The sequence below is a fragment of the Lentzea albidocapillata subsp. violacea genome, from assembly GCF_900100275.1.
In the GTDB taxonomy this organism is placed as follows: Bacteria; Actinomycetota; Actinomycetes; order Mycobacteriales; family Pseudonocardiaceae; genus Lentzea; species Lentzea violacea.
Genome location: NZ_FNET01000014.1, coordinates 133,205 through 158,902 on the forward strand (window position 1 = coordinate 133,205; position 25,698 = coordinate 158,902).

The 25,698-nt window shown below is 68.2% G+C and carries 22 protein-coding genes; 10 read left to right on the plus strand and 12 right to left on the minus strand.

All coding sequences use genetic code 11. From position 1 onward, the window contains the following. The first annotated feature begins 5 nt into the window (after positions 1 to 5). Entirely contained in the window at positions 6 to 959 is a 954-nt protein-coding gene (locus tag BLR21_RS28080) for an ABC transporter substrate-binding protein (protein ID WP_218130978.1), read from the plus strand. 71 nt (positions 960 to 1,030) lie between these two features. Here BLR21_RS28080 and BLR21_RS42770 read toward each other — a convergent pair whose 3' ends face one another. From BLR21_RS42770 to BLR21_RS28120, 8 genes are all read right to left on the minus strand, one after another. Continuing rightward, positions 1,031 to 1,207: a hypothetical protein gene (locus tag BLR21_RS42770; protein WP_176929824.1), complete on the minus strand. Its 177-nt coding sequence runs from the start codon at positions 1,205 to 1,207 to the stop codon at positions 1,031 to 1,033. A 226-nt stretch (positions 1,208 to 1,433) separates the two neighbouring features. Continuing rightward, a complete protein-coding gene (locus BLR21_RS28090; RefSeq protein WP_090010322.1) occupies positions 1,434 to 2,879 on the minus strand; it encodes a PKD domain-containing protein in 1,446 nt (481 codons plus the stop codon). Positions 2,880 to 2,891: 12 nt separating this feature from the next. Continuing rightward, positions 2,892 to 4,376: a PKD domain-containing protein gene (locus tag BLR21_RS28095; protein ID WP_090010323.1), complete on the minus strand. Its 1,485-nt coding sequence runs from the start codon at positions 4,374 to 4,376 to the stop codon at positions 2,892 to 2,894. Positions 4,377 to 4,510: 134 nt separating this feature from the next. After that, a complete protein-coding gene (locus BLR21_RS28100; protein WP_090010326.1) occupies positions 4,511 to 7,417 on the minus strand; it encodes an alpha-mannosidase in 2,907 nt (968 codons plus the stop codon). Positions 7,418 to 7,421: 4 nt separating this feature from the next. After that, entirely contained in the window at positions 7,422 to 8,540 is a 1,119-nt protein-coding gene (locus BLR21_RS28105; RefSeq protein ID WP_090010329.1) for a glycoside hydrolase 5 family protein, read from the minus strand. Positions 8,541 to 8,560: 20 nt separating this feature from the next. Further along, positions 8,561 to 9,367 (minus strand): carbohydrate ABC transporter permease, encoded by an 807-nt coding sequence (locus BLR21_RS28110; protein WP_090010332.1) that lies wholly within the window; start codon positions 9,365 to 9,367, stop codon positions 8,561 to 8,563. Beyond that, the gene (locus tag BLR21_RS28115) at positions 9,364 to 10,233 is read right to left on the minus strand and encodes a carbohydrate ABC transporter permease (protein ID WP_218130979.1); all 870 of its coding nucleotides are present in this window, start codon (positions 10,231 to 10,233) and stop codon (positions 9,364 to 9,366) included. Before BLR21_RS28115 ends, BLR21_RS28110 begins: the two co-directional genes overlap by 4 nt. Further along, complete coding sequence (locus tag BLR21_RS28120; protein ID WP_090010335.1) at positions 10,230 to 11,483, minus strand: ABC transporter substrate-binding protein; 1,254 nt, start codon at positions 11,481 to 11,483, stop codon at positions 10,230 to 10,232. Before BLR21_RS28120 ends, BLR21_RS28115 begins: the two co-directional genes overlap by 4 nt. Positions 11,484 to 11,596: 113 nt before the next feature. Between BLR21_RS28120 and BLR21_RS28125 the strand changes: the two genes are divergently transcribed. Beyond that, positions 11,597 to 12,586, plus strand: coding sequence for a LacI family DNA-binding transcriptional regulator (locus BLR21_RS28125; protein ID WP_090010338.1), 990 nt, complete (start codon positions 11,597 to 11,599; stop codon positions 12,584 to 12,586). Positions 12,587 to 12,613: 27 nt separating this feature from the next. On the opposite strand, the gene BLR21_RS28130 is transcribed toward BLR21_RS28125, so the two are convergent. Beyond that, entirely contained in the window at positions 12,614 to 13,513 is a 900-nt protein-coding gene (locus BLR21_RS28130) for a LysR family transcriptional regulator (RefSeq protein WP_090010341.1), read from the minus strand. A 516-nt stretch (positions 13,514 to 14,029) separates the two neighbouring features. Between BLR21_RS28130 and tig the strand changes: the two genes are divergently transcribed. The 7 genes from tig to BLR21_RS28165 all read left to right on the plus strand — a co-directional run bounded on the left by tig (position 14,030) and on the right by BLR21_RS28165 (position 21,255). Further along, complete coding sequence (tig, locus tag BLR21_RS28135; RefSeq protein WP_090010343.1) at positions 14,030 to 15,376, plus strand: trigger factor; 1,347 nt, start codon at positions 14,030 to 14,032, stop codon at positions 15,374 to 15,376. Between the two features lie 198 nt (positions 15,377 to 15,574). Continuing rightward, positions 15,575 to 16,162 (plus strand): ATP-dependent Clp protease proteolytic subunit, encoded by a 588-nt coding sequence (locus BLR21_RS28140; protein ID WP_090010588.1) that lies wholly within the window; start codon positions 15,575 to 15,577, stop codon positions 16,160 to 16,162. 20 nt (positions 16,163 to 16,182) lie between these two features. Further along, positions 16,183 to 16,812 carry an ATP-dependent Clp protease proteolytic subunit gene (locus BLR21_RS28145; protein WP_030479396.1) on the plus strand — a complete coding sequence of 210 codons (630 nt, stop codon included), beginning with the start codon at positions 16,183 to 16,185 and terminating at the stop codon, positions 16,810 to 16,812. Positions 16,813 to 17,128: 316 nt separating this feature from the next. After that, complete coding sequence (gene clpX, locus BLR21_RS28150; protein ID WP_030479397.1) at positions 17,129 to 18,409, plus strand: ATP-dependent Clp protease ATP-binding subunit ClpX; 1,281 nt, start codon at positions 17,129 to 17,131, stop codon at positions 18,407 to 18,409. A gap of 65 nt (positions 18,410 to 18,474) precedes the next feature. Continuing rightward, entirely contained in the window at positions 18,475 to 19,053 is a 579-nt protein-coding gene (locus BLR21_RS28155) for an RBBP9/YdeN family alpha/beta hydrolase (protein ID WP_090010347.1), read from the plus strand. A 43-nt stretch (positions 19,054 to 19,096) separates the two neighbouring features. Further along, positions 19,097 to 19,936, plus strand: coding sequence for a serine hydrolase domain-containing protein (locus tag BLR21_RS28160; protein ID WP_090010349.1), 840 nt, complete (start codon positions 19,097 to 19,099; stop codon positions 19,934 to 19,936). A gap of 20 nt (positions 19,937 to 19,956) precedes the next feature. Continuing rightward, positions 19,957 to 21,255: a serine hydrolase domain-containing protein gene (locus BLR21_RS28165; RefSeq protein WP_090010351.1), complete on the plus strand. Its 1,299-nt coding sequence runs from the start codon at positions 19,957 to 19,959 to the stop codon at positions 21,253 to 21,255. Here BLR21_RS28165 and BLR21_RS28170 read toward each other — a convergent pair. Genes BLR21_RS28170 through fdhD form a run of 3 tightly spaced genes read right to left on the minus strand, consistent with a single transcriptional unit; the run spans position 21,252 to position 24,114 of the window. Further along, positions 21,252 to 22,130 carry an alpha/beta hydrolase gene (locus BLR21_RS28170; protein ID WP_090010354.1) on the minus strand — a complete coding sequence of 293 codons (879 nt, stop codon included), beginning with the start codon at positions 22,128 to 22,130 and terminating at the stop codon, positions 21,252 to 21,254. The two genes, BLR21_RS28165 and BLR21_RS28170, sit on opposite strands and share 4 nt — an antisense overlap. Positions 22,131 to 22,169: 39 nt before the next feature. Then, positions 22,170 to 23,300 carry a CaiB/BaiF CoA transferase family protein gene (locus BLR21_RS28175; protein ID WP_090010591.1) on the minus strand — a complete coding sequence of 377 codons (1,131 nt, stop codon included), beginning with the start codon at positions 23,298 to 23,300 and terminating at the stop codon, positions 22,170 to 22,172. Next, complete coding sequence (gene fdhD, locus BLR21_RS28180; protein WP_090010357.1) at positions 23,287 to 24,114, minus strand: formate dehydrogenase accessory sulfurtransferase FdhD; 828 nt, start codon at positions 24,112 to 24,114, stop codon at positions 23,287 to 23,289. The genes BLR21_RS28175 and fdhD overlap by 14 nt, the downstream gene beginning before the upstream one ends. A 65-nt stretch (positions 24,115 to 24,179) precedes the next feature. On the opposite strand from fdhD, the gene BLR21_RS28185 reads away from it, so the two are divergent. Beyond that, complete coding sequence (locus BLR21_RS28185) at positions 24,180 to 25,694, plus strand: phytoene desaturase family protein (protein ID WP_090010361.1); 1,515 nt, start codon at positions 24,180 to 24,182, stop codon at positions 25,692 to 25,694. Positions 25,695 to 25,698: the final 4 nt, after the last annotated feature.

The window sequence follows — 25,698 nt, forward strand, 5'->3', positions numbered from 1 at the left end:
GGAAAGTGGCTAGGCACAGCGTGCTGGGAGCAGTGCTCGTGGGAGCACTCGCCCTTGCTGGTTGCGGTGGCGCCAAGGTCGGTGACACCTCTACGGGTGCGACCGGCGACTGCGGCACGTTCAACCTCGCGATCAATCCGTGGGTCGGTTACGAGGCGAACGCGGCCGTGCTCGCATACGTGGCCGAGAAGGAGCTCAAGTGCAAGGTCACCAAGAAGGAGCTCAAGGAAGAGGTGGCCTGGCAGGGCTTCGGCACGGGTGAGGTCGACGCCGTGGTGGAGAACTGGGGCCACGACGACCTGCGCAAGAAGTACATCGACGAGCAGAAGACCGCCGTCAGCGCGGGGTCCACGGGCGTGAAGGGGCAGATCGGCTGGTACGTGCCGCCGTGGCTCGCCAAGGAGCACCCCGACATCCTCGACTGGAACAACCTCAACAAGTACGCCGACAAGTTCAAGACGTCCGAGTCCGGCGACAAGGGCCAGCTGCTCGACGGCGACCCGTCGTTCGTGACGAACGACGAGGCTCTGGTGAAGAACCTGAACCTCAACTACAAGGTCGTCTACGGTGGCAGCGAGACCGCGCTGATCCAGGCCTTCCGCCAGGCCGAGAAGGACAAGAAGTGGGTGCTCGGCTACTTCTACTCGCCGCAGTGGCTGCTCAACGAGGTCAAGCTGGAGAAGGTGAAGCTGCCCGCGTACACGCCGGGCTGTGACGCCGACGCCGAGAAGATCGCCTGCGACTACCCCGACTACGACCTCGACAAGATCGTGTCGAAGAAGTTCGCCGACGCCAACGGCCCGGCCGCCCAGCTGGTCAAGAACTTCAAGTGGACCAACGAGGACCAGAACACCGTGGCGAAGTACATCGCCGAGGACAAGATGAAGCCCGAGGACGCCGCCAAGAAGTGGGCGGACGCCAACGCCGACAAGATCAAGGCGTGGCTGCCCAAGGCCTAGTCACAGCATGAGCCGTAGGGGGTGTGGTTCCTGGACGAGAGGAACTACACCCCCTACGACTACCCCCGGCATCATGCAGCCTGTTGTCCGGCGGGAACCTCAGGCTCGTGGCGGTGTGTCATGCGGTGCCACCACGAACGCGGCTTCCCGCCGTGGAGGTAGTACTCGCGGGTCCGGCGGGCGTCGTCCCGCAGGGCTGCCTGCCGGTAGTCCATCTCCGCCTTGATCGCTTCGGGCGTCCACTCCATCTGACTCACTCCTCAGTGCGTTCTCTCGCTTGCTGACAACGATGAGATTGCTCCTGAGGGGTGGCTCCTTACATCGGACGATCACCTAAGGCGCCGCCGCGAGAACCCTTACCCAAGCCTGAGGCGCACATGCGAGAGCCCTCGCATCACGACCTGAGGGTCGTGGTGCGAGGGCTCCGCTCGTTTCCCGGCCGGGTCGCAGACGTGGGCCGGAAGGCAGCACCGGTCAGTTGATCAGGGCACTGCCGCCCGCGGCGGGACGGACCGAGGTCGTGGTGGCACGGGCCTCGTTGTCGTCGCCCTTGTCGTCACCACGCCAGCCGTAGCCGGCCACCTCGGCACGCACCCGGAACGTCACCTGGCCCGCCGCCGCGTCCTCCTGGCGGTAGGAGTAAGCGAACGGGAACTCGCTCCGCCCCTGCGCCGACGCCAGGACGCGCTGGGTGAGGCGGCCGATCTCCCTTTCCTGCTCGCCGGCGGCGCCCACGCGGTAGAGGACGACGGTGACGTCCTCGTCATTGCGGGTGTTCGCCACGGACACGTTGATCGGCTTGGTCTGGCCCGCCCGAGCCGAGGCAGGGACCGACAGGCCGGCCACCGACACGTCGTGCGTCCTGACCGCCAGCATGCGCGTGGTCGTGGCAGTGCGGCCGTCGGCGACCGAGGCGGTGACCGTGACCTGGTAGTCGCCGTCCCTGGTGAACCGGTGCTTGACCTGCTCCCCGTTCGAGCGCAGGACCGTGCCGTCGCCGAGGTCGATCGTGGCGCTCGTGAACGGCAGGTGGTTTCCGTCGCTCACGGACACGCCGAACGTGGTGTCCTCCAGCACGTTCGGCGTCTGCGGCCAGGTAGAAAGGCCGGCCGAGATGTCCGGAGCGGTCCGCAGGAGGACCGGGACCCGCTCGGTCACGTGCGGGGACGTGGCCGCCCTGATCAGGTAGGTCTCGTTCGCGGCCGCGGCGAACAGCACCTTCGAGTGCCGCTGCGCGCACGCCAGTTCGGCCGTCTCGCCCGCACGGTGGACGCTGATCACGTTGCCCGACACCTGGACGACCTTGGCACGGGCGGGGGTGTAGCGGTACCAGACCGAGCGGGTCGCCGTGGTGTCGCAGCTCGGCGGAGCCTCACCCGGTTCGGCCGTGGCGAGCGTGAGGTCGGGCTGCTGGTCGCTCGGCACTGTCACCGCCGTCGCCGATGCCATGGCGTCGTTGGGTTCCGGCGCGGCCTGGCGCAGGGAGAACGACAGCGGGCCGCTGTAGTCCGCGCTGTAGTCGACCACCATGAAGTAGTAGGTGGTGCCTGCCTTGGCGTGCACCGTGTAACTGCCGTCCTGGACGCACGCGTTCGGTTCGAGGCCGAGCGCGCCGCGCTGTCCTGTGTAGACGGCGAGCATCGAGCCCCAGGTGCCCCTGCGGGCCGAGACCCGCAGCAGGCCGTCGCTCGGCGCGGTGTACTTCTGCCAGACCGAGCCCTCGCCCCAGAAGTAGCAGGGGTTCGGGTCGTCGTCGGCCTTGGTGGAGCCGGTGGTGTCGATGGTCGTGCTGAGCGGCAGTGAGGTGATCTCCGTGGCGGAGTCGAAGTCGTCACCGGCCGGTGCCGCGTGGGCCACCGCGGGTGCGAACACCGCGGCGACGGCGAGTGCGATGGCGGTCAGGCCTGCCCGTCTGAACATGTCTCCCCCTGGTCAGTTCGCGGTGGCGGAGCCGGCGGTGGCGGCGGGCAGGACAGTCGTGGCGGTCGAGATCGCCTCGTTGTCGAGCGGCAGCGCGTCCCGCGCCGGGTACGGCAGCGAGACCGTGGCGCGGAAGTTCTGCTTGCCCCTGATCGCGTCCTCCGCCGTGAAGGTGTAGGAGAACGGGAAGGTCACCTTGCGGGTCGGGTGCGCCGGCACGTCGAGCGAGAGACTGCCGATCGACTGCCACCCGAACTCGCCCCACTTGTAGAGCGTGACCGTGGTGCCCTTCTCCAGGTAGCGGGTGTTCGAGACGCGGACGTTGATCGCCTTCTGCTCGCCGGCCCGTGCCGATGAGGGTGTGCCGAGCTTGGCGATCCCGACGTCGTGCGTCTTCACCACGACGGGGGTGGAGGAAGTCGCCGTGCGGCCGTCCTCGGACGTCGACCGGACGGTCACGGTGTAGGTGCCGTCCGAACTGTAGCGGTGCGTCTTCGACGTGTCGGTGCTCGGCGGCAGGACCGTGCCGTCACCGAAGTCCCACTCCGTCATGACCGGCTGGTCGTAGTGGTTCTGGTGGTAGACCGAGAGGGTGATGTTGTCGAAGATCGACCGCTCGTCGTACGAACGCGACAGGCTCGTCTGCAGCGGCGCCGCCTCCGACAGCCGCAACGTCGCGGTGTTCGCCGAGTAGAAGCTGTACTGCAACTGCAGGCGGTACGTCGTGCCGGCGACGAACCGGAACGCCTTGCCGTTGTTGTAGCTGGGGTTCACGCAGCCGAGCGTCCGCAGGCCGGAGAGCGACGAGCCCTCGTAGACTCCGAGAACGGGACCGCTGTTGAGCACCTGGCCGTGGACCGACTGCGTGGTGGTCGGCGTGTAGGAGTACCAGACGGTCGGCGTGCCTTCACGGACACCGGGGCATGCCGGGGTCCACGGCTCGTCCGGCTCTGCGCTCGCGGTCGCGAAGTCCGGCTGCGGTGCGCTGAACGGCAGCGAGGTCACCTGCTGTGCGTCGGCGAAGTTGTCGTTGGCCGGGGGCGTCAGCTGCTGCAGGCTGAGCGCCAGCGTGGCGCCGCGGCCGTTGTAGCCGTCGGAGGCCATGAAGTAGTAGGTCTGACCAGCGGTCATCCGGAAGCTGAACGGGGTGCCGGGGCTGGAGCACCCGACGGACCGCAGGTCTCCGCGCGTACCGCTCAGCACCGTCAGTTTGACGTCGAGGTCGCTGCCGTCCGTGCTGACGCGGAAGATGCCGTCCTCGGTGGCGGTGCGGTGGAACCAGACGGACCCCTCGGCGGGCCTCTGCACGCAGTTGGCCGGGTCGTCGAGCGCCCTGGTGGCCTCGGTCCTGTCGACCTGCGTGACGAACGGCAACGCGGCGATCGGAGTGGACGCGTCGAAGTCGTCGTTGGCGGGTGGTGCCGCGTGCGCGACACCGGGTGTGATCATTCCCAGCGCGACAGCGGCGACCACCGCGATCGCTCTCCACGAAGACATGCGAAATTACCCCCAAGTCCCCAGACCCCCGAGCCCTGGCGGCTGGAGGTTCCCCGCCTTCTAATCGCAACGGGCGGGGTGTTCGTTGCCCACCCCGCCGAAGTTGCGTCGTTCGGCCTAGTCCCGCGTGGCCGTCACCGCGTGAATCGCAGGGTGATCACTTGGAACGGGCGCAGCACCACCTCTGCCGTGGCGTCGGCCAGGGGCCGTTCGAGCAGGTCGGTCTCCTGGACGCCCTGGTGCTCAAAGGAAGTGCTGATCGAGGCGCGCGCACGGCCGCCGTGCGCCTCGTAGAGCCGGACGACCACGTCGCCCGACCGGTCGTCGGCCAGCTTCACGGCCTCGACCCTGACCGCGGGGTTGTCCGTGCGCACCAACGGTTCTGGCGCGTTCGACCCGCGGACGGCCTGTGGCGGCAGGTTGATGCGGTACCCGGCGTCGATGGCGGCCGGTAGGTCACCGATCACGAGGGCGTAGCGGAAGCGGTGCTCGCCCTGGTCGGTCTCGGGGTCGGGGAACCTCGGCGCGCGCAGCAGGGACAGGCGCACGGTCGTGGTGGTTCCGCCGTCGTCACGGGTGGTGCGGGTGACCTCGTGGCCGTAGGTCGAGTCGTTGACCACCGCGACGCCGTAGCCGGGTTCGCCGACGTACAGGTAGCGGTGGGCGCAGATCTCGAACTTCGCCGCCTCCCACGAGGTGTTCGTGTGCACCGGGCGGTGCAGGTGGCCGAACTGGGTCTCCGCCGTGGAGACCTCGGCGCGCAGGTCGAGCGGGAACGCGATCTTGAGCAGCTTCTCCCGTTCCTGCCAGTCGACCTCGGTGTCGAAGTCGAGCTGCTTGGCGCCCTCGCGCAGCCGGATGGTCTGAGTGAGGACCGAGTTGCCGAACTTCGCCCGGACGACCACACCGTCGGCGGCGTCGACGCGTTCGGACGGGACCAGGTCGGCCTTCCAGTTGCGGTAGAACGGGTCGATGTCCCAGGCGTCCCACTGGTTCGGGTTGTCCCGGTGCAGCTGCGGCATGCCCGCGAAACCGTGCGGCGGCAGGACTTCGCGGTCCTCCTCCAGGTCGAGGACCGAGAGCACGATGCCGTCGGCGTCGATCGTGACGCGCAGCCTTCCGTTGTCCAGCACGCCGTCCACGGGCGCGACGAACGCGCGAGGGGCGTCGCCGCCGAGCACGTCGAACGTGAGCTCGTCGTCGCCGTCGCCCTTCAGCGCGTCGATCGCGGACGCCGTCAGGGCCTTCAGTTCGGACGCGACGCGGGCGTAGGTGGCTTCGGCCTCGCGGTGCACCCAGGCGATCGAACTGCCCGGCAGGATGTCGTGGAACTGGTGCAGCAGCACGGTCTTCCACAACCGGTCGAGGTCGTCGTACGGGTACTCGTGGCCGGCCAGGGCCGCCGCGACGGACCAGTGCTCGGCCTCGCGCAGCAGGTGTTCGCTGCGGCGGTTGCCCTGCTTGGTCCTGGCCTGGGTGGTGTAGGTGGCGCGGTGTTTCTCCAGGTACAGCTCGCCCGCCCACACCGGCGCGTCCGGGTACTCGTCCTGCGCGGCCTGGAAGAACTCGCGCGGCGGCTCCACCCGAACGGTCGGTGAGCCTTCGAGGTTCGCGACGCGGTGCGCGGTCTCCATCATCTCGCGCGTGGGACCGCCACCGCCGTCGCCGTAGCCGAACGGGACCAGGGACCGCGAAGCCTTGGCGTGCTCGGCGAACTGGCGTGAGGCACGGGCGAGCTCCTCGCCGGACAGCGACGAGTTGTAGGTGTCGACGGGCGGGAAGTGCGTGAAGATCCGCGTGCCGTCGATGCCCTCCCACCAGAACGTGTGGTGCGGGAACTTGTTGATCTGGTTCCACGACAGCTTCTGGGTGAGGAACCAGCGCGAGCCCGACAGCTTGATCAGCTGGGGGAGTGCGGCGCTGTACCCGAACGAGTCCGGCAGCCAGACCTCCTCGGTCTCGATGCCGAAGTTGTCGAGGAAGAAGCGCTTGCCGTGCACGAGCTGGCGGGCCATCGCCTCGCCGCCGGGCATGTTCGTGTCCGACTCGACCCACATGCCGCCCACCGGAACGAACTGCCCGGCGAGGACCTTCTCGCGGACGCGGTCCCAGACGTGCGGGTGGTGCTCCTTCATCCACGCGTACTGCTGGGCCTGCGAGCACGCGAAGTAGAAGTCCGGGTACTCGTCCATCAGCTTGGTGACGTTCGAGAACGTGCGCGCGCACTTGCGGACGGTCTCCCGCAACGGCCACAGCCAGGCGGAGTCGATGTGCGCGTGCCCGATCGCGGAGACCTTGTGCGCGGAGGCGTTGGCGGGCAACGCCAGCACGCCGGCCAGCTCGGTCCGCGCGAGATCGGCGGTCGCGGCCACCTCGTTGAGGTCCAGCGCGTCCATCGCCCGGTCCAGCGCGTGCAGGACCTTGTGCCGGCGCGGGTCGTGCTCCGGCAGTTCCTTCATGAGCGACTGGAGCACCTCGATGTCGAGCATCAGGTGCCACACCTGCGGCTGGAACACCGCGAGCTCGGCTTTGAGGATCTTGTACAACGGCTCGGTGCCCGCCGTTTCCTTGTCGCCCAATGGGGTCGGCAGGAACGGGTGGAAGTCGAGGATCGTCGGGTTGCCCGCCGCCTCCAGGTAGAAGAGGACCTCGCGACCGTCGACGGGCAGGTAGGTGTTGCGCGGCTCGATGCCCTTGATCGGCTCGCCCTGAGCGTTGTAGGCGAGCCCTTCGGACTGGAAGCCGGGGCCGGGGTGGGTGAAGCCGAGGTCCAGCACGACCTCGACCTGCCTGCCCTGCCACGACTCCGGGACGCTGCCGGTCAGCCGGAACCAGCTCGTGCTCCACGGCGCGCCCCAGTCGTCACCGACGTTGGCCGGTTCGTAGGTGGCCCGCAGTGCCTCGGCGACCGGGACGGGCTCGTCCGGCACGGTCCAGACGGCGAGTTCCAGCGGTGCGGTCTCGCCGTAGACGGCCGGGCGGATGCGTTCCTTCAGCGTGCGGTTGAGTCGTTCTTCCAGCAGAGCGCGTTCGTCGTGCACGTGTTCACCCCAGCTCGATCGAAGCCCGCACGCCGTCCCGCGCGAGGCTCATCCACTCTTCGAAGAAAGCACCACCCGGACCCCACGAGGGCCGGTCGCCGTGCAGCTTGATCGGCGTGCGCTCGACCGGCTCGTACGCTGCCTCGCGCACGATCCGGGCGATCGCCTCGCCGAGCGGCTTGACCTTGCGTTCCGTCGTCAACAATCCCAACTCGTACTCGCGTTCGGGGAAGTCCACCAACGCACGGTCGACGTCGTGCGAGCACCACCACGTGACGCCCCACAGGTTCGAGCAGGTCAGCACGTTCGCAAGCGTTTGCTCGGCGAACCGCGGCGCCTGCTCGGCAGTGATCTCGGGCTGGGCGGCGCCGACCTCCTGCAACCACACGGGCCGTTGCGGATCCTCGGCGTGCGCCTTCGCCAGTTCGACCAGGTATTCGGCGTGATGGACGCTCTCCGGTGACATCGATCCATAGCGCTGCGCGGTGCCGTTGAAAACCCACGAGTGCACGGTGGTCATCGCGCCCTTGTTGGCGGCGTGCTCCGGCAGGAACGCGTGCTCGCTCTCGTACCAAACAGCGTCGTACTCGGAGTGGACGTGCGGGAGGCCCGGTGCGGCCTTCTCGCACTCGTCGAGCAGCGCGTCGATCCATTCGCCGGCCTGCGCGGGCGCGCAGGGGTTCGACTCGGTGAGCAGGTTGACCTCGTTGCCCAGGGTGAAGCCGAGGAAGCCGGGCTTGTCCTTCACTGCCTCGGCGAGCGCGCGGACGTAGAACCTCTGCCCGTCGATGGCGTCGGGATCGGTGAAGATGTTGCGGCGGTGCCAGGTCTGCACCCACGACGGGTAGAAGTCGAAGCTCGACAGGTGGCCCTGCAACACGTCGACCTGCACGTCCAGGCCTGTCTCGCAGGCCGCGTCGAGCATCTGGGCGAGTTGCTCGAGCGCCTGGGGACGGACCAGGCCTCTGTTGGGCTGGAACACCGGCCACAGGGGGAAGACCCGCACGTGGTCGAGGCCAAGGCCCGCGATGGACTCGAAATCGGCTTTGACGTCGTCGAGCGAGAAGTCGAGCCAGTGGTGGAACCAGCCGTGGGAAGGGGTGTAGTTCACGCCGAAACGCAAGGCCGAACTCCTTCTGGGGATCATCCCTTGATCGCGCCTTCTCCCACTCCGCGGAAGAAGTGCTTCTGCAGCAACAGGAACAACAGGATCAGCGGCACGACGGCGATGATCGTGCCCGCCGCCACCAGCCGCTGGTTCTGCACGAACGTGCCCTGGAGGTACGCCAGGCCGATGGTGAGCGTGTACTTCTCCTGGTCGCTCAGCACGATGAGCGGCCACAGGAAGTCGTCCCAGCTGAACATGAACGAGAACAGCGCCACCACGACCAGCGTGCCCTTCACCGACGGCAGCGCGAGGCGGGTGAAGCGCTGCCACGCGTTGGCGCCGTCGATGGTCGCGGCCTCCTCGACCTCGGCGGGCAGCGCGAGGAAGGCGTTGCGCAGCAACAGGACGTTGAGCGCGGCGATCGCGCCGGGCAGCACGACGCCGGTGAGGGTGTTGGTGAGCCCGAACCCGCGCATCACCAGGAACAGCGAGATCATGATCGCCTCGAACGGCACCAGGATGCTGCTCGCGAAGACCACTGCGGCGAACCTGCGGCCGCGGAACTTGAGCCGTGCCAACGCGTAGCCGGCCATGGCCGCGCCGAGGCAGTTCGTGACGACGTTGACGCTCGCGACACCAAGCGAGTTGAGTGCGAACGTCCAGACCGGCACCACGTCGGCGACCGCCGCGTAGTTGCCGAACGTCGGGTCGTCCGGGATGAAGTCGGGGACGAACACGTCCTCGCCGGGGCCCTTGATGCTCGTGGCGAACTGCCACAGGAACGGCCCGATGCTGATCGCGAGGATCGCCAGCAGTGCCACGTACCGGAGAGCGAGCTTCACAGCCGGTCCTCCCTGCGGTTGAGCCTGAGGGTGATCAGCAGCAGCCCCAGCAGGATCACGAACAGCACGATGCTCAGCGCCGACGCGTACCCGACCTCACCGGTCAGGCCGCGGCCGGTGAGCTGGATGAGCATGACCAGCGTGGTGCTCGCCCCGCCCGGCCCGCCGGACCCGCCCGACAGCAGGTAGATCTCGGAGAACACGCGGAACCCGTTGACCGCGCTCAGTGCCGCGACGAGCACCATCGTCGGCCTGATGCTCGGCACGGTGACCGACCAGAACCTCCTGACCGGTCCCGCGCCGTCGACCATCGCGGCCTCGTGCAGGTCCTTCGGCACGTTCGCGAGCGCGGCCAGGTAGATCACCATGTAGTAACCCAGGCCGCGCCAGACCGTCACCACCATCGAGCTGATCAGCAGCAGCGTCGAGTCGGTGAGGAACCCGATCCTGCTGCCGCCCAACGCCTCCACCACGTTGTTCACCAGGCCGCGGCTGTCGAGCAGCCACGTCCAGATGAGCCCGACCACGACCGTGGACGCGATCACCGGCGTGAAGAACGCCGTCCGGAAGATCCCGATGCCCGGCACGACCTTCTGCGCGAGCATCGCGATCAGCAGCGGCAACAGCACCAGTGGCGGCACGACGCACACCATGTAGAGCAGGCTGTTGCGCGCGGCGGCCCAGAACTTCGGGTCCTGGGCCATCCGCACGAAGTTGTCCACACCGGTGAACCGGCCGCCGCCCAGCGCGCTCGCGTCGGTGAACGCGAGCACGATCATGTTCAGGAACGGGAAGATCGTGAACATGAGGCAGATGGCCAGTCCTGGAGCCAGGAACAGCCACGGCGTGTACGGACGATGGGTCACTTAAGGAGCCTGTTGCACTCGCTGACGGCGTCGTCCAGGGCCTGCTTCGGCGACTTCTTGCCGAGCATGGCGTCGGCCAGTTGCTGCAGAAGCGCTTCGCGCATCTGGTCGCTGAACTGCACGGGCGTGTAGTTCACCGCGGTCTTGAGCTGCTTGGCCGCCGCGACCCGCACCCGCGCCTCGTCGGTGCCGTCCTCCGTGGTGAAGTACGGGTCGTCGCCACCCTTGCTGGTGCTCGGGAAGATCGAGGCGAGCTTGGCGAACCTCACCTGGTTCTCGGCGTTGGTGACGAACCTGCCGAACGCCAGCGCCGTGGCCTGGTTCTTGCTGCTCTTCGGCACGCTCACGCCGTGCAGGAACATGTTGGCGCTGCCCGTGTTCGTGATGGGCGTGCTGATGCCGACGTTCGCGTAGAGGCTCGGCGCGTCGGTCTTGAACTTGCCGAGGTCGTACGCGCTGCCGGGGTTGAGCGCCGTCTGCTGCGCCATGAACTTCGCGCCGGCGCCGGTGTAGTTCTGCGTGAGCGCCTCGGGGATGAGCGCGCCCGCGTCGTACATGCGCTTGTAGCTCTCGGCGAGCTCGACGCCCTTGGGCTCGTTGAACGTGAACCTGTCGTTCTCGAACAGCTTCACGCCGTACAGCCCGAAGTCGGCGATGCTCGGCGTCTGGCCGAGGATCGCGATCTTCTTCTGGGCGAGCTTCAGCGCCTGCTCTTCAAGCTCCTTGAAGTTCGTCGGTGGCTTGTCCGGGTCAAGGCCAGCCTGGCTGAACAGGGCCTTGTTGTAGAAGATCGGGCCGGTGTTGAGGTACCAGGGGAAGCCGTAGCAGCCGCCCTTGCCGGGGATCTCGAACGCCTGCCAGGCGTTGCCGAGGTACTCGGGTTTGGCGTCCTTCATCGACTCGTCGAGGTTGACGAGCTGGCCTGCCTTGGCAAGCGGGAAGCTCAGGTCCGGCGGTACGTTGATCACGTCGGGGAGGCTCCCCGCGCTCGCGTCCGCCATGACCTTGGCCAGGTACCCGTCCGCGGGCTGGTCGACCCACTTCACCGTGGTGCCCTGGTGTTGCTTCTGGAAAGCGTCGACGACACCGTTGACGTAGTCGGTGTACTTGGGCTTGAGGGACCAGGTCTGAAACGTGATCTCACCCGTGACCTGGCCGGTTGTGCCTGTGGACGTACTGGACGTGCCGGACAGTCCGCATCCTGCGACGGGCACCGCCGCCAGGCCCGCTAGGAACGTGCGCCTCTTCATTGAAACCCCACCTCCTTGGTCGCGGACCCTAGCTAAACCGGTTTATCTCCGGCTAGCCTCCGAACGTCTTGTTGTCTTGTTCCGGACAGGGTGCGGCGCTTGAAGGGCATTGGGTGAAGAGGCCAACGATCAAGGACATCGCGGCGGCGGCAGGGGTGTCCAAAGGAGCCGTGTCGCTGGCGTTGAACGGACGCTCCGGCGTGTCCGAGTCGACGCGGTCGCGGGTGCTGGAGGTCGCCTCGGTGCTGGGGTACCGGCCGTCGGTCACCGCCCGTGCGCTGTCGTCCGCGTCCGCCGACGCGGTGGGGCTGGTGCTGGTGCGGCCGCCTCGTGCGCTGGGGGACGAGGCGTTCTTCTTCCAGCTGATCGCCGGGATGCAGTCCGAGATGTCCTGCGCCCTGTTACTGCAGGTGGTCTCCTCCCGTGAGGAGGAGATCGCGTTGTACCAGCGGTGGTGGGCCGAGCACCGGGTCGACGGGGTGTTCCTGGTGGACCTGCTGGTGGCGGATCCGAGGGTCGAGCTGATGCCCTCGCTCGGGTTGCCGGCCGTCGTCGTCGGTGGGGCCGGGCACCACGGGGCGCTCGCCTCGGTCTGGGCCGACGACTACGCGGCCATGACCTCCGTTGTGGAACACCTGAAAGCGTTGGGGCATTGGCGGATCGCCCGAGTGGCCGGGCTGGCGTCGTTGTTGCACACGGTCCGGCGGGACTCGGCGTTCGCGTCGTCCGTTGTGGACGGTGTGGTGGTGGCCGGGGACTACACGGCCGAGTCCGGTGCTCGCGCCACGCGGGAGCTGCTGGGGATGGCCGAGCCGCCCACGGCGATCGTCTACGACAACGACGTGATGGCCGTGGCTGGTGCCGAGGTGGCCGCAGATCTCGGGGTTGCTGTCCCGTCCGAGCTGTCGATCGTGGCCTGGGACGACTCGGTTCTGTGCCAGCACGGGCGGTTGACCGCGTTGTCGCGGGACACTTTCGCGTTCGGGGCTCGGGCGGCCCGGGCGCTGGTGGCCGTGATCGGCGGGGCGTCGCCGACCGACGTCGAGGACGTGTTGCCCGAACTGGTGGTGCGGGGGAGTTCCGGGCCGGCGCCCGCGGAGTAGGTGGGGCGGCGGCCCCCCACCCGCGTGTCAGGTCAGTGAGGCGACCTGGTCGCTCACCACTTGAGCCGCTGCCGACACCAAGGCCGTCACCGCGGGGTTCGTCGAGTTGTCCTGGCGCCAGCCGAACTGCGTGTAGACGCGGAAGGTCGGAGACCAGGGCAGGCGGACCAGCCTGCCGTCGGCCAGTTCCGCGGAGACGGTGACCTCCGGCATCAGGGCGATGCCCAGGCCCGAGGCGACCGCTCGTTTGGCGGCGTCCACCGAGTCCAGTTCCAGGACCGGGGCGCGGGTGTCGTCGTAGCCGAGGGAGTGCTCGAACAGCTCGTGGTACGAGGCGCCGTTCTCCGCCCGGATCAGGGTGCTGCTGGTGACGTCGTCCTCGGTCAGCGACTGGCGCTGGGTGAGCATGTGGTTCGGGCCCGCGACCAGGACCAACGGCTCAGGGCAGAGGACCGTGGTCTCCAGGCCCTCGCGGGGTTCGATGGCGCCGATGAAGAAGGCGCAGTCGAGTTGGCCGTCGCGCACCGAGTTCAGGTTGTACAGGGCGTTGCGCGAGTGCAGCGAAAGTTGAACCGACGGGTAGCGCCAGCACATGTATTCGATGAGCGGTAGCAGACGGTAGTCGGTCAAACTCTGTGCGGAACCGATGACGAGTTTGCCGTGCGGCTCACCGTTCATCGTGATGGCTTTCCGGGCCTTTTCGGTGAGGTTGATGATGTTTCGCGCGAACGGGAGGAGTTCCACGCCCGCGGACGTCATCTGGATACCTCTGGGGAGGCGCCGGAAAAGGACGACGCCGAGGGCCTCCTCCAGTGCCTTGATGCGGGTGGTGATGGTCGGCTGCGAGCAGTTGAGCGTGGCAGCGGCCTTGGTGAAGCTCCCTGTCTGAACCACGGTCGTGAACGCGAGAAGCTGGCGTGTCTCCATCAGGCGGATCCTCGGGCTAAAACGGTGCGACGACTTTTTCTCGTTCGTTCCCGTGGTCCTGTTACGGATGGTGCGGGAGCAGTAACGCTACCTGTCCGGTGCGGAGGCCAGATTGGTGCTTATGGAGTCATCTTGATCGGTCGCGAAAGATGGTTGCGGCCGAAAGAGTGAAAATGCGCCGAGCGCTTTGACGGGCCGTAGCTGGGTGACTCTTTTCAGTTAAGCCTTTCGCCAGGCGAACAAAGCGGCGCCGCAAGGCGGCCACGACACCGGGTAGAGCGGTGGCGAGCAGGCTGAAGGAAGTTTCCGGCATGCGGGTCCGCCAGGATCACGGTCGAAGCGCTGCATAGGGCCGAACGGCCGCAGGAGGTCAGGGGGCAGGAGTCCGTCATCGGCCCAAAGCGGGGTGGCGGCGGTCACAGCGCGGGTCTCGCCTAGACTCGCTGGGAATCCGGGCGTCCCGAAGCGGCGATACCGGCTGTCTTGCACGTTCTTGTTCGTATCGAGGAGTCCACGTTGAAGAGCACCGTCGAGCACCTGAGCCCGACGAGGGTCCGGATCAACGTCGAGGTGCCGTTCGACGAGCTCAAGTCGAACTTCGACCAGGCGTACCGGAAGCTCGCGAAGCAGGTCCGCATCCCCGGCTTCCGTCCTGGCAAGGCCCCCGCCAAGGTCCTGGAGAACCGCATCGGCCGCGCCCCGGTGCTGGACGAGGTCATCCAGGAGGCGATCCCGGCCAAGTACCTGGAGGCCGTCAACGCGGGTGAGGTGCGCACGCTCGGCCGTCCCGACTTCGAGGTCACCAAGATCGAGGACGGTCAGACCCTCGAGTTCACCGCCGAGGTCGACGTCCGTCCCGAGATCACCGTGCCCGCCTTCGGCGAGCTCGCCGTGACGGTCGACGAGCAGGAGGTCACCGACTCCGACGTGACCACCCAGCTCGACGAGCTCCGCGCTCGCTTCGGCACGCTGACCGGTGTCACCCGCCCGGTCGAGACCGGCGACTTCGTCATCGTCGACCTGTCCGCGACCGTCGACGGCGAAGAGGTCGAGGAGGCCCGCACCAGCGGCCTGTCCTACGAGGTCGGCTCCGGCCAGCTCGTCGAGGGCATCGACGACGCGCTCGTCGGCGCGGCCGAGGGCGAGACCAAGACCTTCAACACCACGCTCGTCGCCGGCGAGCACGAGGGCCGCGAGGCCGAGGTCACCGTCGTGCTCAGCAGCGTCAAGGAGCGCCAGCTCCCCGAGCTCGACGACGAGTTCGCGCAGCTCGCCAGCGAGTTCGACACGCTCGACGAGCTCAAGGGCGACCTGCAGACCCGCCTGGCCCGCGTCAAGAAGATGCAGCAGGGCGTGCAGGCGCGCGACAAGGTCCTCGAGGCGCTGCTGGAGACCACCGAGGTCCCCCTGCCCGAGGGCATCGTCCAGGGTGAGATCGACGCCCGCAAGCACGACGCCGTGCACGCCTTCGACCACGACGAGGCGAAGTTCGGCGCGTGGCTGACCGAGCAGGGTCAGTCGGAGGAGGAGTTCGACGCCGAGCTGCGCAAGGCCGCCGAGCAGGCCGTCAAGACGCAGCTGGTGCTCGACTCGATCGCCGACGCCGAGCAGGTCACGGTGTCCGACGGCGAGCTGACCGAGCGGATCATCTACCAGGCCCAGCGCTTCGGCATCAGCCCGGACGAGTACGTCAAGCGCGCGCAGCAGTCCGGTCAGCTCGGCGCGATCTTCGCCGACGTCCGCCGGGGCAAGGCGCTCGCGAGCGTCGTGCGCCAGGCCGAGGTCAGCGACTCGACCGGGCAGAAGCTGGACCTCGACGAGCTCTTCGGCGAGACCAAGTCCGATGAGGACGGCCAGGAGTAGCGAAGACCGAGTTGCTCGCCCTTCCCCCGCGAGTGGGCGAGCTCCGGAAATACAGCTGATAGCGAACGCGGGCGGTGTCGGGCATCTGACGCCGCCCGCCTTCGTTAAGGTCGATCGCAGAGAGTTTTCGCTTCCAGATTCGTTCCACCTGGAGTTAGGCAGGCAGACGTGACGCAGCACTCCTTCCCGACCCCCGAGATGCGGTCGGCCACCGCCGGGATGAACCTCAACGACTCGGTGTACGAGCGGCTGCTCCGCGAGCGGATCATCGTCCTGGGATCACAGGTCGAAGAGGGCATCGCCAACCAGATCACCGCGCAGCTGCTGCTGCTGGCCGCTGAGGACCCCGAGAAGGACATCACGCTTTACATCAACTCGCCGGGTGGTTCCGTCACGGCGGGCATGGCCATCTTCGACACGATGCAGCTGATCCAGCCGGACGTGGCCACGTACGCGATGGGCCTCGCGGCCTCGATGGGGCAGTTCCTGCTCTCGGCGGGTGCGCCCGGCAAGCGCCACGCGCTCCCGCACGCCCGGATCCTCATGCACCAGCCGTCGGCCGGTGTCGGCGGTACGGCCGCGGACATCGCGATCCAGGCGGACATGCTGACGCGCACCAAGCGCGAGATGGCGGAGCTCATCGCCGAGCACACCGGCCAGACGCTCGAGACCGTCACCCGCGACTCCGACCGCGACCGCTGGTTCACGGCGCAGGAAGCGCTGGAGTACGGCTTCGTCGACAAGGTCGTCACCAGGGCCCAGCCCGTCGGCGACTCGAACAACTGACGTCAGCTAGGAGACTTCAAGTGAGCCAGTTCCACCTGCCTCAGTCGCGGTACGTGCTGCCGTCGTTCGTCGAGCGCACCAGTTACGGCATGAAGGAGTCGAACCCGTACAACAAGCTCTTCGAGGAGCGCATCATCTTCCTCGGCGTGCAGGTTGACGACGCTTCGGCGAACGACGTCATGGCGCAGCTGCTGGTGCTCGAGTCCGAGGACCCGGACCGCGACATCCTGATGTACATCAACTCTCCGGGTGGCTCGTTCACCTCGTTGATGGCCATCTACGACACCATGCAGTTCGTCCGCCCGGACATCCAGACGTACTGCCTCGGCCAGGCGGCCTCCGCCGCGGCCGTGCTGCTGGCGGCTGGGTCGCCCGGTAAGCGCCACGCACTGCCCAACGCGCGAATCCTGATCCACCAGCCTTCGATGGAGGGTGCGTACGGTCAGGTGTCCGACCTGGAGATCCAGTCGAACGAGATCCAGCGCGTGCGCCGCCTGATGGAATCCACCCTCGCGCGGCACACGAACCGGACGGCGGAGGAGGTTCGCGAGAGCATCGAGCGCGACCGCATCCTGACGGCCGAAGAGGCCAGGGAGTACGGCATCGTCGACACGGTGCTGCCCTACCGCAAGCTTTCCGCCAAGTCCTGACGGGCGCCGGTGGGTGAGGTGCGTTCGCCTCGCCCGCCGCCCGGTGTTCGTCTGGGGACACTCCAGGCCCCGGGCCTTGTCCCGAGGGCTGGGAAAATCCCCAGCCCCTGGGCAGCGCGCACCCACCCGACACGCCGATGTGGCCGGATGTCCGGCCTGATCGGCGCGTCGGGGGACGCGGGTCCTCCCCTGAAACGGGGTCGGCCAGGTACCGTCAGGAGAACGGGCTCAGCACCCACAGCCAGTGGGACTGCCACAGCAAGTCAGCAGGCGCACTACAGCAGGTGTGCGCCGGAGGGGACATAGGTCAGCGGTCATGGCGCGTATCGGTGACGGCGGCGACTTGCTGAAGTGCTCTTTCTGCGGAAAGAGCCAGAAGCAGGTGAAGAAACTCATCGCCGGCCCCGGCGTCTACATCTGCGATGAGTGCATCGATCTCTGCAACGAGATCATCGAGGAGGAGCTGGCCGAAGCCGGCGACGTGAAGCTCGACGAGCTGCCGAAGCCCGCCGAGATCCACGAGTTCCTCGACCAGTACGTCATCGGACAGAGTGACGCCAAGCGCACCCTCTCCGTCGCCGTCTACAACCACTACAAGCGCATCCAGGCGGGCGACCGCGGGCGCGAGGGTCGTGACGACGGCGTCGAGCTGGCGAAGTCGAACATCCTGATGCTCGGCCCGACGGGCTGCGGCAAGACCTACCTCGCGCAGACGCTCGCGAAGATGTTGAACGTGCCGTTCGCCATCGCCGACGCGACAGCGCTGACGGAGGCCGGGTACGTCGGTGAGGACGTCGAGAACATCCTCCTGAAGCTCATCCAGGCCGCCGACTACGACGTGAAGCGCGCCGAGACGGGCATCATCTACATCGACGAGGTCGACAAGATCGCTCGAAAGAGTGAAAACCCGTCGATCACGCGCGACGTGTCCGGTGAGGGCGTGCAGCAGGCACTGCTGAAGATCCTGGAAGGCACCACCGCCTCGGTGCCCCCGCAGGGCGGCCGCAAGCACCCGCACCAGGAGTTCATCCAGATCGACACGACGAACGTGCTGTTCATCGTGGCCGGTGCGTTCGCGGGCCTGGAGAAGATCATCCAGGACCGCGTCGGCAAGCGGGGTCTGGGCTTCGGTGCCGAGGTCCGCTCCAAGGCCGAGGTGGAGTCGTCGGACTTCTTCGCCGACTCCATGCCGGAGGACCTGATCAAGTTCGGCCTGATCCCCGAGTTCATCGGGCGTCTGCCGATGGTCGCCTCCGTCACGAACCTCGACAAGCCGTCGCTGGTGATGATCCTCACCGAGCCGAAGAACGCACTGGTGAAGCAGTACCAGAAGCTCTTCGAGATGGACGGCGTGGAGCTCGAGTTCACCAAGACCGCGCTCGAAGCGATCGCCGACCAGGCGATCCTGCGCGGCACCGGTGCTCGTGGCCTCCGGGCGATCATGGAAGAGGTCCTGCTCCCGGTGATGTACGACATCCCGAGCCGCACGGACGTCGCCAAGGTCGTCATCACCGAGCAGACGGTGAAGGAGAACGTGAACCCGACCATCGTGGCTCGGCAGCCCTCGCGCCGGGAACGCCGGGAGAAGTCCGCGTAAGTGATCTTCTTGGACCGGCCCCGGCAACTCGTTGCCGGGGCCGGTCTTCGTTCTAAGGTGGAACCATGTCGCTGCCTCACGTGCTCCTGCTCCACGGCTACACCGGTTCCGGCCCTGGCCACTGGCAGCGCTGGCTGGCCCAGACGGTGTCCGAGCACGGCGGCCTCGCCGACATGCCGCACTTCAGCAGCCCCGACGCGCCCGACCGCGACACGTGGCTGCGCGAACTCGACACGCACCTCGAAGCGCTGCCCACCGACCGCGAACGGGTCGTCGTGGCGCACTCGCTCGGCTGCTACCTCTGGCTGCACCACGCGGCCCGCGAGTCCATCGCCCACGTCGACCGAGTGCTGCTCGTAGCCCCGCCGGCGCTGGACCACCCGGAACCGGCCATCAAGTCGTTCTTCCCGGCCCCGCTCGACCCGGCGAACCTGCGCCGCGCCGCCACCGAGACCCGCCTGATCGCGGGCGAGGGCGACCCGTACTGCTCGATGCAGGCCGCGAAGGAGCTCGCCGAGGCGTTGCGGATCGAGATCGACGTCCTGCCGGGCGCCGGGCACATCAACATCGACGCGGGCTACGGGGAGTGGCCGGCGGTGCTCAAGTGGGTGCGGTCGAAGACGGTGCCGCTCTCACCGCGCTAGGTCCTCGCAGGACAGGGCCCGGACATCACTTCCTGGGGGGAAGGTGATCGAACTGCAGGGGCTGATCGACGAACACGGCGTCGTCGGAGCCCAGTTCGCTGTGCTGGCCGACGGCGAGATCACCGACGTGGCCGCCGGTGTGCTGAGCGCCGGCACGCGCGCACCGGTGACGACGGAGTCGCTGTTCCAGATCGCGTCGATCACCAAGGTCTGGACGGCGACGCTCGTCCAGGAGCTGGTGAACGAGGGCAGGCTCGACCTCGACGGTCCGGTGTGCGACGTTCTGCCGGGCTGGCCCGCGGGGTCGGCACTCGCGATGAGCGCACGGGACCTGCCCGCGTTCGCGCGCATGCACCTGGCGACGCCGGCGTTCGCGGTGATGCGCGAGCCGCAGATGCTGTTGCCGGACTGCGGGAATCGCGCTTCCTGGGGCCTGGGCTGGGAACTGCCGGGCTACTCCGGCGGCCCGGTGATCGGCCACCACGGCGCGAACAGGGGCATGGCCTCGTTCCTGCGGATCGCACCGGAACGCGGGATCGCGGTCGCGCTGCTCACCAGCGGCGGCGCGGCCCGCGAAGTGTTCGACGACATCATCGACAACGTCTTCAGCGAACTCGCGGGCGTGCGCAGACCGGAGCCACCGACGCCGCCCGAGGCGCCAGAACTGGTGGACGAGCGCTTCCTCGGCACCTACCGCTGTGCCGACCACGAAGTGGTTGTCACGCAAGCGGATCACGGCCGCGTGCGGGTCGACCTGGACGACGACGTGCGCGAGTTCGTGGCTCTGCGCGACGACGCCTTGATCGCCTTGGAGAGACCGCACACCGTGCTGGTGTTGAAGGGCGATCTGTTGCACTTCGGACGGGCTGCCGCCCGAACCTGAGAACTCCTGGGGGAAGAAGCATGATCAAGCTGGACGAACTGGTCGAGGAACACGGCGTCGTAGGCGCCCAAGTCGCCGTGCTCCACAACGGCGAAATCGTCGACATGGCAGCAGGTGTGCTGAACAACGTCACCGGCGAGAAGGTGACGACGGACTCCATCTTCCAGATCGGATCGATCACCAAGATCTGGACGGCCACGCTCGTGCAGGAACTGGTGAACGAGGGCCTGCTCGACCTCGACCGCCCGGTGCGCGACGTGCTGCCGGAGTTCAAACTCGCCGACGAGCAGGCCGCGCGGATCATCACGCCACGGCAGCTCCTCACCCATACCGCGGGCTTCGAGGGTGATCTCTTCCACGACACCGGCAACGGTGACGACATGCTGGAGAAGTACGTCGAGCGGATGGCGGACGCACGGCAGCAGGTTCCGCCCGGTGAGCTCTACACGTACTGCAACAGCGGCTTCACGCTGCTCGGCCGGATCGTGGAAGTGTTGCGTGGCAAGCCCTTCCGCGTCGTCCTGAGGGAACGTCTGATCGAGCGGCTCGGCCTGCGCACCGCGGCCGCGAGCCACGCCGAGTACGCCGCCCAGACGTGCGCCACGGGACATCCGGGCAAGGAGCCCAAGCCCGCCGACAAGCTGATGGCCGAGGGCGACACCCCGGCCGGCACGGTGCTCGCGATGAGCGCGCGCGACCTGCTGGAGTTCGTGCGGATGCACCTCGGCACCAGCGAGTTCGACGCGATGCGGGAGCTTCAGGTCGTGCCGCCCGACTTCGGGCACGGCGGCAAGCAGGGGCTCGGCTGGGCGCTGCACGACTACGCCGACGGCGTTTCCGGGATGGGCCACACCGGATCGACCCTGGGGTTCCGGGCGTACCTGCGGGTGGTTCCGGGAGCCGGACTCGCGATCGCGGTCCTCACCAACGGCGGCGAGGCCCTGCCGCTGGTGCGCGCGGTCTATGAGCAGGTGCTGGGCGACCTGGCGGACATCACCCTGCCCGGTCTGCCCACGCCTCCGATGATGCCGGTGCCGGTCGACGTCGAGAGGGTCGTCGGCGTCTACCGGTCCACAGGGCTGGAGGCGCACATCACCGAAGGTGACGGGGGCCGGGTGACGCTGCGGTACGTGGCCCTCGACCCCGACTGGAAGTCCTTCGTCGACGAGGACGAACACGAGTTCACTGGGCTGCGTGACGACGCGCTGATCGCCGTCGAAGAGGAGGACGGCTACCACGCGGTGGTCGTCCTGTGTGGACGCGACGAGCAGGACCGCGTGAAGTGGCTGCACTGGGGCAGGGCAGCCGTCCGCGTCTAGACGGCGCGCTTCGCGTACTTCGCGAGGAACTGCACGACGTCGGGCGTGACCTTCCGGTACAGCCCGTCGTCGTGCCCGCCACCCTTGACCGCGCTCACCTCGGGCCGCACCTCGCGGATGAACCGGCGGGTGCCCTCGATGAACCTGTCGCGGTCGCCGATCCACACGCCCAGCGCGGTCGGTCCGGTGGACTTCGGGTGGCGCAGCGGGTCGAGCGCCGCCCACTCGCGCTCGTTCTTGAACGCACGCCGCTTGGCCATCTCCGGCCACGCCGTGATCAGGCCGGGGGAGATGACCGCGGCGGCCGCGATCGGGTCGCCGCGTTCGGCCCTGCGCCTCGCGTAGAGCAGCGAACCGAAGCCGCCCATCGACACGCCGGTCACCGCGAACGGTTCGCCGTAGCCGCGTTCCTTGAGCCAGCGCGGGACCTCGTCGAGCAGCATCGCCATCGGGTCGTCGCCGGGGACGTTCTCGTGCCAGTAGTTGTTTCCGCCGTCGACCGCGACGAAGCCGAACGCGGGCACCGAGCCCTTCGCGACGGCGTTGGCCAGGACCTCGGCCAGGTTGCCCACGGGCGCGTGCCTGGCGTCGCCGTGCAGGCCGTGCAGGAGGATCGACATCGGCAGGCCGCGGGCGTTCGCGCCGGGCGGGAGGTAGAAGGCGAGGGTGACCTCGCGGTGGCGGGCGGCCGAGTACACGCGCTCGAAACGGATCGCCGGCTTCGCGGTGGACGTGGCCCGCACCTTGTCCGCCGTCGCGATCTGCCGTTCGACGGTCTCGGACGACGACACGTACGTCACGACGCCGGTGGCCGTCGCGATGACCACGCCGACCGCCGCGAGGAGGGTGCGGCGGCTGTACCTCGGTTCCCCCATGCTCACCTCATCGCGTGGGCACCGTTCCTCGTTTCCTTCTCAGAGGACGGAACGCACGCGTAAGGAAGACAGTTCCTCACCCGAATAGCCCAGCCAGGTCAGCACGGCGTCATTGTGCTCGCCGAGGGCGGGGACCGCACCCGGTGACCACTCGAAACCGGCCACCGGCGGCGGCAGCATCCGCGCCGTTCCGCCGGGAACCGGCACGTCAACCCATGTGTCGAGCTGTGGGTGGGTGGGCAGGTCGGTGATCGGGCGGGTCAGCGCGGCAGGCACGTCGGCGGCGTCCAAAGTGGTCAGCAACTCCGCTGCCGTGAGGCTCGAGAACGCCTCTTCGAGAAGCTTCTGCAGCTCCGCCCGGTGCTCCACCCGGGACGCCACTGTGGCGAACCTCTCCTGCGGAGCGAGCCCGATCAGGCCGCACAGCCGTTGCCACTGCCCGTCGTTCTGCACGGCCAGGTGCACGGCGCCGTCCGCGCAGGCCACCGGCCCGTACGGCGCGATGCTCGGGTGGTGCGCGCCCGAACGCGGGGCCGCTGCGCCCGTGCCGGCGGCGTAGAGCATCGGCTGGTGCATCCACTCGGCCATCGCTTCGAAGAGTGACAACCGCAGCCGCACGCCTTCACCCGTCCGGCCGCGTTGCAGCAACGCCGCCAGCACGGCGGCTTGGAGCTGGACGCCCGCCGCGATGTCCGCGACCGAGATGCCGGCGCGGGCCATCACGTCGCCCTCACCGGTCAGCGAGACCAGCCCCGCCTCGGACTGCACCAGCGCGTCGAACGCCTTGCGGTCCGCGTACGGGCCCTCCCAGCCGTAGCCGGACAGCTCACCGACGATCAACGCCGGCGGCAACTGCAGCGCGAGCCGCTGCCACACGCGTGGCGACAGGTTGCACAGCAGCACGTCCGCCCGTGCCACGAGCCGGTCCAGCACCTCACGGCCGCCGGGGTGGTTGATGTCCAGCGACACCGACTCCTTGCCGGCGTTCGTCCACGCGAAGTACGACGACACCTCGCCGCACGACGAGTCGTAGTGGCGCGCGAAGTCCCCGGTGCCGGGCCGTTCGACCTTGATGACCCGCGCGCCCAGATCGGCCAGCAGCCGCGTCGCGTACGGCACGGCGACGGCCTGCTCCAGGCTCACCACCACGACGCCGTCAAGCGGTCTCAACCACGCGCTCCCCACCGGTGTAGATGTTCATCGAGTCACCGCGCAGGAAGCCGACGAGCGTCATGCCCTGCTCCTCGGCCAGCTCGACCGCGAGCGACGACGGCGCGGACACCGCCGCGAGCACCGGAATTCCGGACATCGCGGCCTTCTGCACCAGCTCGAACGACGCCCGCCCGGACACCATCAGCACCGCGCCGCGCAACGGCACCAGGTCCTGCAGCACCGCCCAGCCCAGCACCTTGTCGACGGCGTTGTGCCGGCCCACGTCCTCGCGCACGACCAGCAGCTCACCGTCGACGAACAGCCCGGCCGCGTGCAGCCCGCCGGTGCTCTCGAAGACCTTCTGCCGTTCCCGCAACGCGTCCGGGAAGCCCGTCAACGCCTCGGGTGTGACCCGCACTTCGTCCAGGGCGGGGGAGTAGCGGGTCTTGAGCTTCACCGCGTCCAGCGCGCCCTTGCCGCACACGCCGCACGACGACGTGGTGTAGAAGTTCCGCTCCACCCCGGTGTCCGGCGGCGGCACACCCTCGGCCAGCGCGACGTCCAGCACGTTGTAGGTGTTCAGCCCGTCCGGCCCGGTGCCCTCGCAGAACCGCGCGATCGAGATGTCCTCGGACGACCCGATCACGCCCTCGCTGAGCAGGAAGCCGTGCGCGAGCTCGACGTCATGGCCGGGCGTGCGCATCGTGACCGCCAACGCCTTCCCGTTGACCCGCAGTTCCAGCGGCTCCTCGGCGGCGAGCGAGTCGACTCTGCGGCGACGACCGCTCGGCGACACCCGTTCGACCGCTCGGCGCACCGTCACTCGGCCCATGTGCACATCTCCTTCGGACCGCTATGTTCCCCACCGACCAGGCTACGTGGGAGGGATTCCGGGGCATGGACGACGTCGTGATCGTGGGGGGCGGCCACAACGGGCTGGTGGCGGCCGCGTACCTCGCAAGGGCGGGGAAGTCGGTCAGGGTGCTGGAGAAGCTGCCGCACGTCGGCGGGGCGGCGGTGAGCGCCTCACCGTGGGAGGGCGTCGACGCCCGGCTCTCGCGCTTCTCGTACCTCGTCTCGCTGCTGCCCGATCGGATCGTGTCGGATCTGGGGCTGAAGCTCGCGTTGAAATCTCGTTCGGCCTCGTCCTACACGCCGAACGGCAAGGGCGGGCTGCTGGTCGAACGCTCGCCGGGCGAGGCGACCGTGAAGTCGTTCGAGGCCGTGTGCGGGTCGCTCGACGACTGGGAACGGTGGCAGCGCTGGTACGCCGATCTGGAGCTGATGGCGCAGGCCTTGGCGCCGACCCTGCTGGAACCGTTGGTGTCGCGGGAACATCTGCGCGTGCGCGTCGACGCGGTGGTGCGCGGACGGCTGTGGGAGCAGGTCTTCGAACGGCCGATCGGCGCGACGCTGCAGGAGCTGTTCGACGACAACCTGGTGCGCGGCGTCGTCGCCACGGACGCGTTGATCGGCACGCATTCGTCGCTGCATTCGTTGCGCGCCAACAAGTGCTTCCTCTACCACGTGATCGGCAACGGGACCGGGGAGTGGAAGGTCCCGGTCGGCGGCATGGGCGGGGTCACCGCCGAACTGGAACGGGTCGCGCGCGAGGCCGGTGCGCGGATCGTCACCGGCGCCGAGGTCACGTCCGTCGAGTCGGACGGCAGGACCGCCTCGGTGACGTACGGGGACGAGACGGCCGAGGCCCGGTTCGTGCTCTCGAACGTGGCCCCGTCGGTGCTGGGACGGTTGCAGGGCAGGGAGGTCCACGACGCTCCCGGCTGCCAGTTGAAGATCAACATGCTGCTGCGCAGGCTGCCCGAGCTCAGGTCCGGTGTCGACGCGCGGCTGGCGTTCGCCGGCACGTTCCACCTCGACGAGTCCTACGACCAGCTCGAGACCGCGTACCTGGAGAGTGCCGCCGGCCAGGTGCCGTCGGTGCTGCCAGGCGAAATGTACTGCCACTCGCTGACCGACCCGTCGATCCTCGGGCCGTCGCTGCGCGGTCACGAGACGCTGACGCTGTTCGGCCTGCACCTGCCGGCGTCGTTGTTCGAGGGCCGCAACACCGAACTGCGCGACGAACTGGTGCGGCGCTACCTCGACCAGCTCAACGCCCACCTCGTGGAGCCGATCCAGGACTGCCTGGCCGTCGACGCGCAGGGCACCCCGTGCATCGAGGCGCGCACCCCGCTCGACCTGCAGGAAGAGCTCGGCCTGCCGGGCGGCAACATCTTCCACGGCGAGCTCGACTGGCCGTTCGCCGAGACCGGCGAGCAGGTCGGCAAGTGGGGCGTGGAGACCGACGTGGACAACGTCCTCGTGTGCGGTGCGGGCTCCCGGCGTGGCGGCGGAGTCAGCGGCATCGGCGGCCACAACGCGGCGCAGGCGGTACTCGAACGCATCTGAGACA